Origin of the sequence: Streptomyces sp. NBC_00727 (genome assembly GCF_045161745.1) — a bacterium.
Lineage (GTDB): Bacteria > Actinomycetota > Actinomycetes > Streptomycetales > Streptomycetaceae > Streptomyces.
Genome location: NZ_CP108981.1, coordinates 3,810,375 through 3,825,212, shown reverse-complemented (window position 1 = coordinate 3,825,212; position 14,838 = coordinate 3,810,375). Strand labels below are relative to the sequence as shown.

General features: G+C 74.0%; 8 protein-coding genes. 3 read left to right on the top strand and 5 right to left on the bottom strand.

What is annotated here, in order from left to right:
• Positions 1-177 precede the first annotated feature (177 nt).
• Complete coding sequence (locus OG242_RS17050; protein WP_405898979.1) at positions 178-732, bottom strand: MarR family winged helix-turn-helix transcriptional regulator; 555 nt, start codon at positions 730-732, stop codon at positions 178-180.
• A 155-nt stretch (positions 733-887) separates the two neighbouring features.
• Between OG242_RS17050 and OG242_RS17045 the strand changes: the two genes are divergently transcribed.
• Positions 888-2,183 (top strand): MFS transporter, encoded by a 1,296-nt coding sequence (locus tag OG242_RS17045; protein WP_405898978.1) that lies wholly within the window; start codon positions 888-890, stop codon positions 2,181-2,183.
• Positions 2,184-2,192: 9 nt separating this feature from the next.
• Here the strand turns inward: OG242_RS17045 and OG242_RS17040 are convergent, their stop codons facing one another.
• Both OG242_RS17040 and OG242_RS17035 read right to left on the bottom strand, forming a co-directional pair.
• Complete coding sequence (locus tag OG242_RS17040) at positions 2,193-3,854, bottom strand: SpoIIE family protein phosphatase (RefSeq protein ID WP_405898977.1); 1,662 nt, start codon at positions 3,852-3,854, stop codon at positions 2,193-2,195.
• Positions 3,855-4,034: 180 nt separating this feature from the next.
• Complete coding sequence (locus OG242_RS17035) at positions 4,035-5,351, bottom strand: NAD(P)/FAD-dependent oxidoreductase (protein ID WP_405898976.1); 1,317 nt, start codon at positions 5,349-5,351, stop codon at positions 4,035-4,037.
• A gap of 541 nt (positions 5,352-5,892) precedes the next feature.
• Here OG242_RS17035 and OG242_RS17030 point away from each other — a divergent pair.
• Positions 5,893-6,642 carry a TetR/AcrR family transcriptional regulator gene (locus OG242_RS17030; protein ID WP_405901636.1) on the top strand — a complete coding sequence of 250 codons (750 nt, stop codon included), beginning with the start codon at positions 5,893-5,895 and terminating at the stop codon, positions 6,640-6,642.
• 222 nt (positions 6,643-6,864) lie between these two features.
• Positions 6,865-8,835 carry a sigma-70 family RNA polymerase sigma factor gene (locus OG242_RS17025; protein ID WP_405901635.1) on the top strand — a complete coding sequence of 657 codons (1,971 nt, stop codon included), beginning with the start codon at positions 6,865-6,867 and terminating at the stop codon, positions 8,833-8,835.
• 23 nt (positions 8,836-8,858) lie between these two features.
• Here the strand turns inward: OG242_RS17025 and OG242_RS17020 are convergent, their stop codons facing one another.
• Entirely contained in the window at positions 8,859-12,224 is a 3,366-nt protein-coding gene (locus OG242_RS17020) for an AfsR/SARP family transcriptional regulator (protein ID WP_405898975.1), read from the bottom strand.
• Between the two features lie 86 nt (positions 12,225-12,310).
• Entirely contained in the window at positions 12,311-14,422 is a 2,112-nt protein-coding gene (locus OG242_RS17015) for an asparagine synthase-related protein (protein ID WP_405898974.1), read from the bottom strand.
• Positions 14,423-14,838: the final 416 nt, after the last annotated feature.

Genomic DNA, 14,838 nt, shown 5'->3' with positions numbered 1-14,838 from the left:
AAATGAATTCCGGCATGCCGGAATTCCTCCCGAGCGGGAGATCGTGCTGAGTTTGGGTTGCCGCATTCGCGGCGGATCGGTTACCGCTGAACCGTCAAGGCTCCGCGGCAACCCGGAGAACTTTACGGATCGCAGAGGGGTGTGTCAACCCCCTCTGGGCCGGTCCGGCAGCCGGCCTCAGTCCAGGTCGGTGAGGCGTCCGCCGGCGTCCGGCTGGGCGTGCTCCACCCGGCGCAGCAGCCGGGTCAGCATCTCGCCGAGCACCCCGCGCTCGTCGCTCTCCAGGTCCTGGAGCAGGTCCGCCTCGAAGTCGGTGGCCATCCGCATCGCCTCCAGCCACTTCGTACGACCGTCGTCCGTCAGCTCGACGATGACGCGGACGCGGTTGTTCTCGTCGCGGTCGCGGGTCACGAGGCCCTCGCCGGCCATGCGGTCGATGCGGTGCGTCATCGCGGCCGGGGTGAGTCCGAGCCGCTTGGCGAGCTCGCCCGGGCCGAGGCGGTACGGCTCGCCGCCCAGGACGAGGGTCTTGAGCACCTCCCACTCGGCGTTGCTGATGCCGAGCGCGGCGAGCTGTCTTCCGTACGCCACGTTCATCCGGCGGTTCAGCCGGCCGAGGGCGGAGACGACCTGTTCGACCTGGGGGTCCAGGTCGCGGTACTCGCGCTGGTAGGCGGCGATCTGCTCGTCGAGGCTCGGCTCATCGAGTCCGGGCTCGGTGGTGTCAGACATGGCGCGCAGTATGGCACGCCGCCCATAGCCGTCGAAGTCCTTCGAGTCGTAGTGTTCAACGTCTAACTTTAGTGGTAAAGTCTTCGGGTTCGAGTCGTTCGCTTCGTACGACTCAGGGTTTCGAGAGCTTGAGGTAGGTGAGTGTGACCAGGGAAATGGGCGCAGCACTGCGGCGGATTCAGCTGGGGAGCGCGCTGAGTGCGTTCGGGCTGGGGTTCACCGTTCCGTATCTGTACGTCTATGTGGCGCAGGTACGGGATCTGGGCGCCGGTACGGCCGGCATCGTGCTGGCGGTCTTCGCCATGGCGGCGCTCGCCGTCCTGCCGTTCACCGGCCGGGCGATCGACCGTCGTGGGCCGCTGCCCGTACTGGTCGCCGCCTCGGCCGTCGCTTCCCTGGGCGCCATCGCGCTCGGCGTGTCCTCGCAGGTCACCGCCTCCGTCCTGTCGGCGGCCGTGCTCGGCGCGGGAACCGCCGTCATGCAGCCGGCGCTCGCCACCATGCTCGTCCGGTGCACCGGCCCCGCCACCCGCACCCGGGCCTTCGCCATGCAGTTCTTCCTGCAGAACCTGGGCCTCGGCATCGGCGGTCTGGTCGGCGGGCAGATCGTCGACACCAGCAGCCCCGCGTCGTTCACGCTGCTGTTCCTGATCGAAGCCGTGATGTTCCTGGTGCTCGGCGTCATCGCGGCGACCGTGCGCATGCCGCGTATCCCCGTGAACGCGCCGGAGGCTGCGGCCGGGGCACCTGCCGCAGGCGGCGGGCTGCGGGCGCTGCTCTCGCACCGGGCGATGGTGCAGCTGTGCGTGCTGGGCTTCGTGCTGTTCTTCGCCTGCTACGGGCAGTTCGAGTCCGGGCTCGCGGCCTACGGCACCGAGGCCGCCGGCATCGAGCCCTCCACGCTCGGCGTCGCGCTGGCCGCCAACACCGCCGTCATCGTCGTCGCCCAGTTCGTGGTGCTGCGTCTCGTGGAGCACCGGCGGCGCACCCGGGTGATCGCCGCGGTCGGCCTGATCTGGGCCTTCGCCTGGATCGTGGCGGGCTACGCGGGCCTCGGGCACGGCAGCCAGACCATGGCGACGGCCGCGATGATCTCCACGTACGCGATGTTCGGGCTCGGCGAGTCCATGCTGTCGCCGACCCTCGCGCCGCTCGTCGCGGACCTGGCGCCGGAGTCGATGGTGGGCCAGTACAACTCGGCGTTCGCGCTGTGCAAGCAGCTCGCGCTGGCGGTCGGTCCCGCGGTCGGCGGTCCGATGGGGGCCTCGCTGCACGGTCCGTACATCGTGACGTTCGTGCTGTTCTCGCTGGGGATCACCGCGCTCGCGCTGCGGCTGGGCCGGCGGCTCACCCCCGTACAGGACCAGCCCTCGCTCGCGCATGTGCCGTCGCGAGTGGTGGCCGTTTCGATGCCGGAGAGCGCGCCGGAGCCCGTGGCCGCCGCGCGCTGACCGCGGGCGCTACCGCGGCAGTACGAACTCGCACCACACCGCCTTGCCGCCGCCCGGTGTGCGGCGGCTGCCCCACGACGTGGCGATCGAGGCGACGATCGAGATGCCCCGGCCCGCCTCGTCCGCCGGTTCGGCGCGGCGGCGGCGCGGCAGGTGGTCGTCCCCGTCCGTCACCTCGATGATCAGGCGGCGGTCGGTGCGGCGCAGCCCCAGCCGCATGGGCGGGGTGCCGTGCTGGAGGGAGTTGGCAACCAGCTCCCCCGCGGCGAGCACCCCGAGATCGCACAGCTCCACCGGGAAACGCCACGAGGCCAGCACGCCCGTCGCGAAGGCGCGGGCGCGCGGAGCCGCCTCGATGCCGCCGAGCAGGTCGAGCGAGGCGTTGTGGAACAGCTCGGCGGCGGCCCCCGTGCGAGCGGGGTGCTGCACCACCAGGACCGCCACGTCGTCGTCGTGCTCCGCGGTGACGTTGAGGGAGCGGATCAGCCGGTCGCAGACGACCTGCGGCGTGCCCTTCGCGCCGGACAGCGCACGCTCCAGCGCGGCCACGCCCTCGTCGATGTCCTCGCTGCGGCGCTCGACCAGCCCGTCCGTGTAGAGAACGGCCGTCGAACCGGGCGGCAGCGGGATCGTGCCCGAGGTGTGGAGCCAGCCGCCGGTGCCCAGCGGCGGGCCGATCGGGTCCTCCGCGCGGCGGACCGTGCCGTCCTCGTCGCGCACCAGGATCGGCAGATGTCCGGCGGAGGAGTATACGAGCAGGCCCTCGTTGGGGTCGTGCACGGCGTACGCGCAGGTGGCGATCTGACTGGCGTCGATCTCGGCGGCGAGCCCGTCGAGCAGCTGGAGGACCTCGTGCGGTGGGAGGTCGAGGCGGGCGTAGGCCCGTACGGCGGTGCGCAGCTGGCCCATCACGGCGGCGGCGCGCACTCCGCGGCCCATCACGTCCCCGATGACGAGCGCGGTGCGGCCCGCGCCGAGGGTGATCACGTCGTACCAGTCGCCGCCGACCGCGGCGTCGGTGCCGCCCGGCTGGTACGTGGCGGCGATCCGCAGGTCGTCGGGCTGCTCCAGCTCCTGCGGGAGCAGGGAGCGCTGGAGCGTGACGGCGGTCTCGCGGTGGCGGCCCTCGCTGGTGCGCAGCCGTTCGGCGGCCTCGGCGTGGTCGGTGACGTCGGCGGCGTACACGAGGACTCCGCCGTCGCGTCCCTTCTCCTTGTCGGGGCGCACGGGGGTGCAGGTCACGGTGTACGAGCGGCCGTCGGCGGCCTTGCGGGACTTGACCGTGCGCGGCGTGCCGCTGCGCAGGACCTGGTCCATGAGGGGCAGCAGGCCGATCTCGCTCAGCTCGGGCATCGCGTCGGCGGCCGGGGCTCCGCAGGGGCGGCCGCCGAAGGCGGCGGCGTACGCGTCGTTGACGTAGGCGATGCGGTGGTCGGGGCCGTGCACCAGGGCGACGAGGGCGGGCAGCCGGCCCAGGATGTCGCGGGCGGAGAGGTCCTCCAGATCGGGCGCCGAGGGCAGGGGGGCTCCGGCGGGCCCGTCCTGCGGCGGGCCCGCGCCCGGTTCGGCCCTGCTGTACTCGGCGCGGGCCGCCGGGACGGAGCTGTGGTCCTCCCGGGCGGCGCGACGCTGCGTACCGGGGAGGCGGGCGCTCCAACGCGTGAAGTTCACGGAATTTCTGGCCTCGTGTGTCGGTCTGGTCCGCTCGGGCGGGCTGCTTCCTCTGCCAGGGCGTCGGGGGCTTTCGGCGCCCCCGGGGTGGTCTTCGCTGGTCACTGTCGGTTGCCGCCGGCCGGGTCACTCTGTGCAGATGTGGGCCCACCCATGGTCACACGTCCAGTGTGTCGGACCCTACTGACAGTCGTCCCCGCCGGGCCGCGGCCGGCGCCCCGCGGCGAGTTCGAACTCGGCGCGGGGGTGCTCCAGGGAGCCCAGGGAGACGATCTCGCGTTTGAAGAAGGCGGCGAGCGTCCATTCGGCCAGGACGCGTGCCTTCCGGTTGAAGGTGGGAACCCGGCTGAGGTGGTACATGCGGTGTATCAGCCAGGCCGGATAGCCCTTCAGCCTGCGCCCGTAGATGTGCGCGACGCCCTTGTGGAGTCCGAGCGAGGCGACGGATCCCGCGTAGCTGTGGCGGTACTCGGTGAGCGGTGCCCCGTCGAGCGCGGCGACGACGTTGTCCGCGAGGACCTTGGCCTGGCGGACGGCGTGCTGGGCGTTGGGCGCGGTGGTGCGGCCGGTTTCGGCGGCGGTGAGGTCGGGTACGGCTGCGGCGTCACCCGCTGACCAGGCGTGTTCGACGCCCTCGACGGTGAGCTCGGCGGTGCAGACGAGCCTGCCGCGTTCGTCGAGGGGGAGGCCGGTGGCGGCGAGGAGCGGGGCGGGTTTGACACCGGCCGTCCACACGAGGGTGCGGGTGGGGAAGCGGGAGCCGTCGCTGAGCACGGCCACCCGGTCCTCGCAGGAGTCGAGCCGGGTGTCGAGGCGTACGTCGATGTTGCGGCCGCGCAGTTCCCGTACGGCGTAGCGGCCCAGGGATTCGCCGACCTCGGGGAGGATGCGGCCGGTGGCCTCGACGAGGATCCACTTCAGGTCATCGGCCTTGATGTTGTGGTAGTACCGCGAGGTGTAGCGGGCCATGTCCTCCAGCTCGGCGAGCGCCTCGACGCCCGCGTAGCCGCCGCCGACGAAGACGAAGGTCAGGGCGGCGTCACGGACGGCGGGATCGCGGGTGGCGGATGCGATGTCCATCTGTTCGATGACGTGGTTGCGCAGCCCGATGGCCTCCTCGACCGTCTTGAAACCCACGCCGTGGTCGGCGAGGCCGGGGACGGGAAGGGTGCGCGAGACGGAGCCGGGGGCCAGGACGATTTCGTCGTACGCGATCTCCAGGGCGCCGGTGCCGTCCTCACCGCTGGCCAGGGTGGTGACGGTGGCGGTGCGCTTGGTGTGGTCGATGGTGCGGGCCTCGCCGATGACGATGGTGCAGTGCGGCAGGACACGGCGCAGCGGTACGACGACGTGGCGCGGTGAGATCGAGCCGGCGGCGGCTTCCGGGAGGAACGGCTGATACGTCATGTAGGGCTCGGGCGCGACCACGACGATCTCGGTCTCGCCGCTTCTCAGCCGCTGTTTCAGCTTCCGCTGGAGACGCAGCGCGGTGTACATCCCGACGTAGCCTCCGCCGACGACGAGAACGCGCGTCGCCGGCGGAGGGCCGGGGGGCGTGCCCCCGGAAGCTGAAGCCATCACCTCCCCATGACGCATCGTGCACCGGAGTTTGTCCACAGCCCCGGCAAATTGTGTGACCGGAGGTCTTGGACGGGCCACCGGTGCCGGGGGGACCGTTGGTGCGCAAGTCCCGCAGGTCAGGCATTGCGGTACGGGGCACGGCTCCTGGCCAAGTGGTGATCAACCGGTCCTTGCTCCGATCGGGGGGCGCTCCGGGCGGAACTGCCCCCTTCTGAATTGACCCCGGCTCAACTATGTTCGTATGTCGTCGGGGTGTCGGACGGTGACGATCGGTCCACCCCGACTGACACGGCGGGAGTCTCCGGGGGGAGACGTCATAACCGGGGGAACTGTTATGGATATTCAGGAATCGCATTGGTCGACCACTGCTGTGACGCCTGACGAAGGCGTACATATCAGGGCGGTTGGCGCTCTCAACGGGGTGGGAGGCACCACGACCACGGTGCCTCCCGCTCCGGTGGGCACGCTCGGCAGCGGGCTCGGAGCCCAGGCCGGCGCCGCGTCCGCACAGTTGCGGGCAGCCCCGCTGCGGGTGGACGCGCAGCGCAATCTGGAGCACGTACTGCGCGCCGCGCGCGAGGTGTTCGGGGAGCTGGGATACGGCGCGCCGATGGAGGACGTGGCCCGTCGGGCCAGGGTCGGTGTCGGCACGGTCTACCGGCGTTTTCCCAGCAAGGACGTACTGGTGCGCCGGATAGCCGAGGAGGAGACCTCCCGGCTGACCGACCAGGCGCGGTCCGCGCTGGGGCAGGAGGACGAGCCGTGGTCGGCGCTCTCGCGCTTCCTGCGGACCTCGGTCGCCTCGGGTGCCGGACGGCTCCTGCCCCCGCAGATACTGCGGGTCGGTGTGGAGGCCGAGGACTCGACCGCGGTCGGTGAGGCCGTTGAATCCGCGGGGGGCGAGCCGAGGGTGCCCCAGCAGCGGCAGGAGGCGGGTCCGGCCGCGCACCGGACGGCCGGACAGCGGACCGCCCCGGAGAGCGGCGAGGACCTGGGCGCCGGTGCGGCCGAACTGCTGGAGGTCGTGGGGCGGCTGGTCGACCGGGCGCGGGCCTCGGGCGAGCTGCGCCGCGATGTGACGGTGTCGGACGTCCTGCTGGTCATCGCGACGGCGGCCCCTTCGCTGCCGGACGCGGTGCAGCAGGCGGCGGCCTCCTCCCGGCTGCTGGACATCCTGCTGGAAGGGCTGCGCTCGCGGCCCGAGTGACGGGCGTCGGGGCGCGGGGCGGGGCGGCGACGCCCCTGCCCTCGCCCGCGGTCATGTCAACCGAACCCGGCGCACCTTCCCCGAATGAGTGCCCGCTGGTGCTCACATTCGCGGAGGACTCCCCGGATGAGTGGTTGGTAGGACTGGAGGCCTCCCGCATCGGTTCTCTGTGGCACGCTTGCCCGGTATTCGGGTCCGATGGCGCATACGGGGGCGTCCGCGATGAGCGGTGACGGGCAGAGGGAAGAGTCGTACGACGGTGTGTCCACCGCGGGCGACGGTACGGAGCCGGCCGGCTCGCCCGGACACCAGGCGCCGAGCCAGGCCGTCCCCGGCCACCAGGGTGTCGACGAGGACGCCCCCGGCGGAACGGTCCTGCCGGGGCCCTGGCCGGCCGAGACGGTTCCCGCTGTGCCGATGCAACGGGCGGGGCGGGGCTCGAGTGCCGTGGCAGGCGCCGCGGCCGGGCCGTCGGACGCGCAGCTGATCCAGCGGATGCGCGAGGGCGACGACCTCGCGTACGACGAACTGTTCCGGCGCCACTCGCAGGCCGTGCGCCGGTACGCCCGCACCTGCTGCCGGGACGCGCACACCGCGGACGACCTGACGGCCGAGGTGTTCGCCCGGACCCTGCAGGCGGTACGGGGCGGCAAGGGGCCCGAGGAGGCGGTGCGCGCCTACCTGATGACGGCCGTCCGGCACGTGGCCGCCGCCTGGACGAAGACCGCCAAGCGCGAGCAACTGGTCGACGACTTCGCCGCGTTCGCCGCGCAGGCCACGCGGTCGTCGGAGGTGTCGGACGCGGACACCCTCGACCTCGGCGCGGATGTGCTGGCGATGCACGAGGCCGAGCAGTCGATGGCCATGCAGGCCTTCCGCAGCCTCCCGGAGCGCTGGCAGGCGGTCCTGTGGCACACCACCGTCGAGGAGGAGTCGCCCAGCGACATCGCCCCGCTCTTCGGGCTGACCGCGAACGCCACATCGGTCCTGGCCAGCCGGGCTCGTGAAGGACTCAAGCAGGCCTACTTGCAGGCCCACGTGAGCCAGGCGCTCACCTCGGGCGGCGACTGCGCGCGGTACGCCGACCGGCTCGGCGCGTATGCCCGGGGCGGGTTGCGGATGCGGGCGGAGCGCGGGCTGCGGGGACATCTGGACGAGTGCGCGAAGTGCCGGGTGGCGGCGGGCGAGCTCGCCCACGTCAACGCCGGCATCCCCGCGCTGCTGCCGGTCGCGGTCATCGGCTGGTTCGCCGCCGGTTACACGCTCAAAGCCGCTGGGATCGTGGCGGGAGGCGCCGCCGGAGCCGCCGGGGCGGGGGCCGCGGCGGCGGCGACCGGAGGCGGCTCCTCCGCGGGCTCCACCGGTGGTGCGGCCGCCTCCGAGGGGCTCGGCGCCCCGGCCAAGGCCGGGATCGCCGCTGCGGTCGCCGTCGCGGCGGCGGCCGGGCTCGTCTGGGCCCTGGTGGGCGACGACAGCCCCCGGCCCGAGGCGAAGCCGGCCGCCAAGCCCCCGGCCATGGCGCCCGCGGTGCCCTCGCCGACACCGCCGAAGCCCACACCTCCGCGGCCCACACCACCGAAGCCCGAGCCGGCCCCGCCGCAACCCGCTCCGCCGGCTCCCACGCCGCCGAAGCCCACGCCCACCCCGACTCCGGCACCCACCCCGACGCCCACTCCCACCCCGGCCCCCACACCGCCCCCGAAGCCCACACCGACGCCCACCCGGACCCCGACTCCGCCGCCTCCCGCACCGGCGCCGGAGGTCTACCACGTCAGCGAGATGGCCTACACCCTCCTCGGCGACCACACCGAGCCCGAGGTGGTGCTCGGTGAGAGCGGCTGGGTCTGGCAGCGCTCCGGGATGTCGGTCGGCGGCTCGCGGTACGCGCACGGGGTGACGGTCAACAGCCGCTCCTCGGTGGTCATCCAGCTGAACCGCCAGTGCACCCGGTACGAGGCGATGGCGGGGGTCGACGACGTCACCATGGGGCTAGGAGCGGTGCGGTTCTCGGTGTTCGGCGGGGACGGGACGCGGCTGTGGCAGTCCCCGGTGGTGCGCGGCGACGACCCCGCCGTGCCGGTCGGGGTGAACGTCACGGGGCAGCAGCGGATCCGGCTGGTCGTGGAGCCTGAGCAGCCGTTCGGCGGGGTCGCCCTCGCGGACTGGGCCGAGTCACGCGTCAGCTGCCGCTGAGGGGCGCGCCCGGTCCGCTCCCGTCACGGCAGGTCCGCGACGATGCCCTCCAGCAGACCGACGACGTCGTCGAGGGTCAGCGCACGGCCGGCGGCGCGCTCTTCCTCATAGCGGGTGGCGCCCAGCTCCTCGCGGCACAGGTGCTCGGCCGCGTCGATCTCGGTCCGCTCCCCCTCGGTCCTCGGGCTCGACGTCCGTCGCCAGTCGTCGGCGGCGGCAAGGATGCGGACGGCGGCCGCGTGGTGGCCCAGCCTCGACAGGACCGTCACCGCGCCGTCCGCCAGATGCCCCGTGACGATCTCGGCGCACTGCGCCTCCTTCGCCGCGACGAGGGACGCGGTCAGCCCGCGCGCCCCGGCGACCAGGCCGCCCTCCGGCCCGGGTTCGTGCACGGCGATCCGGGCCGACAGGCCGCCCATCGCCACGGTGAAGTGCGACGGCGGGCCGCCGCGCCCTGCCTCCTCCGTCGCCGCGTCGAGCAGGCGCCGGGCATCCGCGATGTCGCCCCGGTAGAACGCCATGGTGGCGCGCAGGTAGTGGACGTACGCGGTGGCGTCGTGCGCCTGGTGACGCTCCGCCTCGGCCTCCGAACTGTCCAGCCGCTGGTGGGCGTCCGCCAGGTCGCCGGTGCGGTAGGAGAGTTCGGCCAGCCGGGCCAGATGGAACGGTGCCTCGGCATGGGCGCCGACCTCGCGGGAGAGCAGCAGCGCCTCCTCGTACGCGGCGCGGGCCTCGTCGTAACGGCCGCGCATCATGCCCGCCTCGGCCACCGCGCTCGCGACCTGCGCCCGCATCCAGCGGTCGCCGACGCGGCGGCCCAGGGTGCGCAGTTCGTCGAGATCGTCGTCGATGCCGGGCATGCCGCCGGGCATGTCGACCATCATGTGCGCGCGGAACATCAGGATGACGCCGTACTCCCACGGGCCGCCGTGCTCACGGGCGTTGTCGACCGCCTTGTCGATCTTGGCCCGGGTTTCGTCCGTCGTGCCGGTGAGGTACGAGGTCATCGGCCAGAGCAGTCCGGGGAAGCGGACGCTCTGGGCGGGGGAGCCGGCGAACGCGTCGGCCACCCGGATGACGAGCGCGTGGAGCGCGGGGTCGTCGTGCGCCATCGCGGCCTGCCCGCTCTCCGCCGCGTAGAAGAACCACAGCAGGTGGAGGTTCATCCGGGGCCAGTACCGGGGGTCCGGCTCCTCGGTGGGCTCGGGGCCGATCGAGCGTGCCTTCCGGGTCCAGGACAGACCCTCGGGGCGGTAGTTCCGCAGCCACCAGAACCAGCCCATGCCCAGCACCAGGCGGGCGGCCTCCGCCTCGGAGGGGGCGGCGGGGTCCGTGGTGCGCTGGAGGGCCGCCCGGATGTTGTCCAGCTCGGTCTCCAGGCGCTGTATCCAGGGCAGCTGGTCGCCGGAGCGCAGGCGCGGCTCGGCCTCCTCCACGAGGGCGAGGAAGTAGACGGTGTGCGCCCGCTCGGCGGCCGCGCGCACCTCGGGGGCCTCGGCGGACCGCTCGGTGGCGTACTCGTGGATCGTCTCCAGGAGGCGGTAGCGCATCGCGCCGTCCGCCGCCGGAGCGGCCACGACCAGGGACTTGTCGACGAGCGCGCCGAACAGGTCGGCGGTGTCGGCCGGTGTGCTGATGACGGCTTCGGCGGCGGCCAGGTCCCAGCCGCCCACGAAGACGGAGACCTGGCGCAGGGCGGTGCGCTCGTCCTCGTCGAGGAGGTCCCACGACCAGTCGACGACCGCCCTCAGGGTCTGCTGGCGTGGCAGTACGGTCCGGCTGCCGCCCGTGAGCAGGCGGAATCGGTCGTCGAGCCGGTCCGCGATCTGACGCGGTCCGAGCAGGCGCAGCCGGGCGGCGGCCAGTTCGATGGCGAGCGGCAGCCCGTCCAGCCGCCGGCAGATCTCCGCGACGGCTTCCGCGTCGTGCGCGGGCTCGTGGTCGGGGTCGAATCCGGGGCGTACGGCCCGGGCGCGTTCGGTGAACAGCCGGTGGGCGGGATCGGCCGGGAGCGGACCGACCGGACGCACGGACTCGCCCGGGACGGCGAGCGGTTCCCGGCTGGTGGCGAGGATGCGCAGGTGCGGGCACCGGGTCAGCAGGGCCTCGGCCAGCGCGGCGGCGGCCCCGATGACGTGCTCGCAGTTGTCGAGGATGAGGAGGACGGGCGTGGGGCGGGAGCCGTGCCCCAGGCGGTCGACGAGCAGGTCGACCGGGTCGGTGCGCGGTGGCGTCCCGTCGAGCGTGGTGTCCCGCAGCAACGTGGTCTCGCGCAGCCCGAGCGCGGAGAGCACGGCGTCCGGGACGGCCTCGGGGTCCTCCACGGGGGCGAGTTCGGTGATCCAGACGTCCGGCGACGGGGTGCCGGGAGCGGGCTCATGGCGTGCCGCGGACTCTTCGGCGAGGCGGGTCTTCCCGGATCCGCCGGGGCCGGTGAGGGTGACCAGCCGCGACCGGGTCAGATCGTCGCGGATGGCGCGCAGTTCGGGCTCGCGCCCCACGAAGGAGGTCAGCCGGGGGCGCAGATTGCTCCGACCGGGTTTCACGTGAAACAACCCGGTTTCGGCGGGCTCGGGCGTGGGGGTCAGGAGTTCCCGGTGCAGGGCCGCCAGTTCCGGCCCGGGGTCGGTGCCGAGCCCGTCGGCGAGGGCGCGGCGTGCGTCCTCGTACGTGGCGAGCGCATCGGCCTGCCGGCCGTCGGCGCGCAGGGCCCGTATGAGCTGGACCCGGAAGCGCTCGTCGTACGGATGGGCGGCGGTCAGCTCCGTCAGCTCGGCGACGAGGGAGGCGGCGGACGGGGCCGGCGCGTCGGCTACCGGCAGGACCGCGTCGGGGGCGGCACCCGCGACGCCCGCGGCACCGTGAAAGTCGCAGGCGTCGCCCGTCACCCGGCGCAGGTCCGCCTCGATGCGGCGTTCCATGGCAGCCAGGCGGTGGGCTTCGGGGCGGAGGGCGTGACCCCGGTCTCCGTCGGGCAGGTCGGCCAGGGCCGGGCCGCGCCACAGCGCCAGGGCGGTACGCAGGGTGCGGGCGGCCTCCTCGGGGGCGCCCGCCTCCAGTTCGGCCCCGCCCTGCCGGGCCAGCCTCTCGAACACGTACAGGTCGACGTCGTCCGGGCCGGCCGTCAGCCGGTAGCCGCCCGGGGTGCTGGCCAGTGCCTCCCGGCCGAGCACCCTGCGCAGCCGGCCGACGAGGGCCTGGAGCGCGGCGGGTGCGTCGGCCGGGGGATCGTCCGCCCAGACGTCATCGACGAGATCGGCGACGGGGACGGGGCGTCCCGGCCGCAGGGCGAGGGCGGCGAGAAGGGCACGCAGCCGGCTGCCGCCTAGGGGCAGCAGGCCACCGTTCTCGTCTCGCGCCTCGGTGGCGCCCAGGATCAGATACCGCACGTCACCATTGTGTCCCGCCGACTGCCCGGTCAGCAGTGCCCAAACGGTCGCACACGCTGTTGGCTACGGAAACCAGTGGCGCCGGCTCACCCCTGCAGCGACCGCCGGGCCGGCACCACCCCGCCGGCCACCGCGCGCTGGCGCGGGGCCGCCGTGCCCGTCCAGCAGGTGCCGCGTCGTGAGACGAGCCGGCGCAGCCACAGTTCCGTGGAGGCGAGGTCGGCGAGGCCGTCCAGGGGCAGCGGCTCGCCCTCGGAGGCGGCGCGCAGGGCCTTGCGTACGACCCGGGCCTCCACCAGGCCGGCGTCGGCGAGCAGCGGGGCGTCGAAGAGGGCGATCAGCTCGGGCAGGGCGGCGCGCAGGCCGGTCCGGGTCACCGCGGTCGAGGTGTGCTGCGAGGGGGCGCCCCAGCCGGGGGGCAGTTCGTGGATGCCCGCGCCGGCCAGCACGCGCCGCAGGATCGCCGCACGGGCACCGGGCTGCACCCGCAGGGACTCGGGGAGCGCGCGGGCGGCGCGTACGACCTGGTTGTCGAGGAAGGGGGCGTGGAGCCGCTGGCTGCGGATCTCGGCGGCCTGCTCCAGGATGCGGTGGTCGGCGGCGCTGCGCGCGAGGGCTGCCCTGGCCCGGGCCTCGCCGGGACGCTGGACGAAGGAGGGGCGGATCGCCGCCTCCTGGAGGCGAACCGATACTTCAGCCAGCGCCTCCCCGGTCAGCCACCGGGCGGCCGGCCCGGGTCTCGACCAGGCGAGCGCGGCGAGCGAGGCGTCGGCCGGGGTGTCGAGCCCGGGCGCGACGCGGTTGGCGTCGGGCAGCCGGCCGGCGGCCGCTTCGAGGCCGGTGCGGTACGACGTACGGGCCAGCCGGCGGGCCGCCCGGTAGACGGTCAGCGGAACGAACAGGGACTGCGCGGAGGGCCCTTCCGCCTTGGCGAGGGCGGCGACCGGGCGCAGCAGGTGGCGGCGGCGCCGGTCCATCAGCAGGTCGGCGAGGCGGGCCGGGTGGGCGTCGAGCACCTGCCGGGCTCCGGCCCCCACGAAGTGGTCGGCACTGCCCGCGGAGAGCCGGCGCCGGTGGCGTTCGGCGAGGACGAGCGAGGGAGCCGGCTCGTCGGTGAGCGCGCCGGCACCCAGCTCGGCGTAGGGCAGGGCCTCTTCGCCCGCCGCGACGACGACGTGGTGGAGCCGGGGGTTGGCCGCGATGGCGCGGGCGCGTTCGAGTTCGGGCTCGTGGGCGCGGGTCGTCAGGTCGTTGAAGGTGACGGCGAGCAGCCGCTCCCCCGCCCCGGTGCCGTGGCCCAGGATCGTGCCGGGCAGCCCGGGGAGACCCGCGGCGAGCAGGGCGAGAGTCGCCGACGCGCTGCCCCCGGAGAGGTCGGCGCCGATGCCGGGCACGGGGGCTCCCCGGGCGGCGCGGCGTTCGGCCGGGCCCATGCCGGGGACCGGGCCGGGGTCGGGCGGCAGGGTCTCCGGGGCGTGGCGCGGGGCCAGCAGCCGGGCGCGTACCGCTTCGACCAGCGCGTCGCGCACCCCGTCGACGGCGCTCACCGGGTCGAGCTCGGGCGCGGCCACGGCGAGGGAGGCCACGGCCTCGTACCCGGTGATCTCCCGCGAGCCCTCGCGGAGGATGAGGGCGTGTCCGGGCGGGATGCGCTTCACGCCCGCGTAGGGGGTGCCGTCGCGCAGCGCCTCCGGGGTCTCCGGGCAGGCGAGCAGCGCGGCCAGGTGCCCGATGTCCAGCTGGGCCTCGATGAGGTCGGCGAGGGGGAGCGCCGCGGTGGCGTACGCCGTGCCACCGGCCCAGGGCGTGTAGAAGACGGGGCGGGCTCCGGCGAGGTCGCCGACGACGGTGATCCGGCGGCCGATCTGGACGACCGCCGTGTAGCTGCCGGTCCACGCCGTGAGGTGGCGCAGGGCGCCGCCCCGGGCGGCGAGCAGGCCGACGCGCAGCTGTTCGTCGGTGGCGCCGCAGCAGCCGAGGACCGCGAGCCTGACCATGGGGGCGCCCTCGGCGGTGTCCACCCGGACCGTGCGGATCTCGTCGGGCCGCCAGTCACCGACCGCCCAGAGCGGATCGGGGTCGCCCCACAGGAGTTGGGAGCCCACGGGGTGCATCGTGCGCCCGTCGTCGCTGCCGCCGACCGCCCCGGCCGTGCCGAAGCTCGCGGCGATACTGCTCCAACCCACCAACCAACGCATCGCCGCCTCCACAGGCTGTGGACAAAAAAACGGCGCGGCAGGCAGGCACCCGGAGAACTCCGGTGACGATCGGCGCCGTTGCGGACATGCTGCCACGACAACGGCGCGCAGGAGTGGCTACGGACGGCGCACGTCGTGAGCGCATGCGCCCCTGGCAAAGGCCGCAGGGCGGACGCCGGGTCCCACGTCCCGCGCACGGCCCGCGCGCGTCGCGCACCGGGCCAACGGAACTGTCGATTCCGGGCGTTGCGTTCCCCGGTACCGCCTCGCGCGAACGGCTCGGTTCCGGCCACCCCCCGCACCCGGCGGGCGCGGCCACACGGAGGTACGCGTCTCCCCCGGCCCGACCGCATCCGACCGTCGACATCCGGCCAATTTCAGGCCCGGGAGGAACCGTTGGGCCAGTGATCGATTGA

Excerpts from the sequence above, each read along its gene's own strand:
- OG242_RS17015 (WP_405898974.1), bottom strand. The coding sequence starts at position 14,422 with ATGCGTTGGTTGGTGGGTTGGAGCAGTATCGCCGCGAGCTTCGGCACG.
- OG242_RS17050 (WP_405898979.1), bottom strand. The coding sequence starts at position 732 with ATGTCTGACACCACCGAGCCCGGACTCGATGAGCCGAGCCTCGACGAG.
- OG242_RS17025 (WP_405901635.1), top strand. The coding sequence starts at position 6,865 with ATGAGCGGTGACGGGCAGAGGGAAGAGTCGTACGACGGTGTGTCCACC.
- OG242_RS17045 (WP_405898978.1), top strand. The coding sequence starts at position 888 with ATGGGCGCAGCACTGCGGCGGATTCAGCTGGGGAGCGCGCTGAGTGCG.
- OG242_RS17035 (WP_405898976.1), bottom strand. The coding sequence starts at position 5,351 with ATGTACACCGCGCTGCGTCTCCAGCGGAAGCTGAAACAGCGGCTGAGA.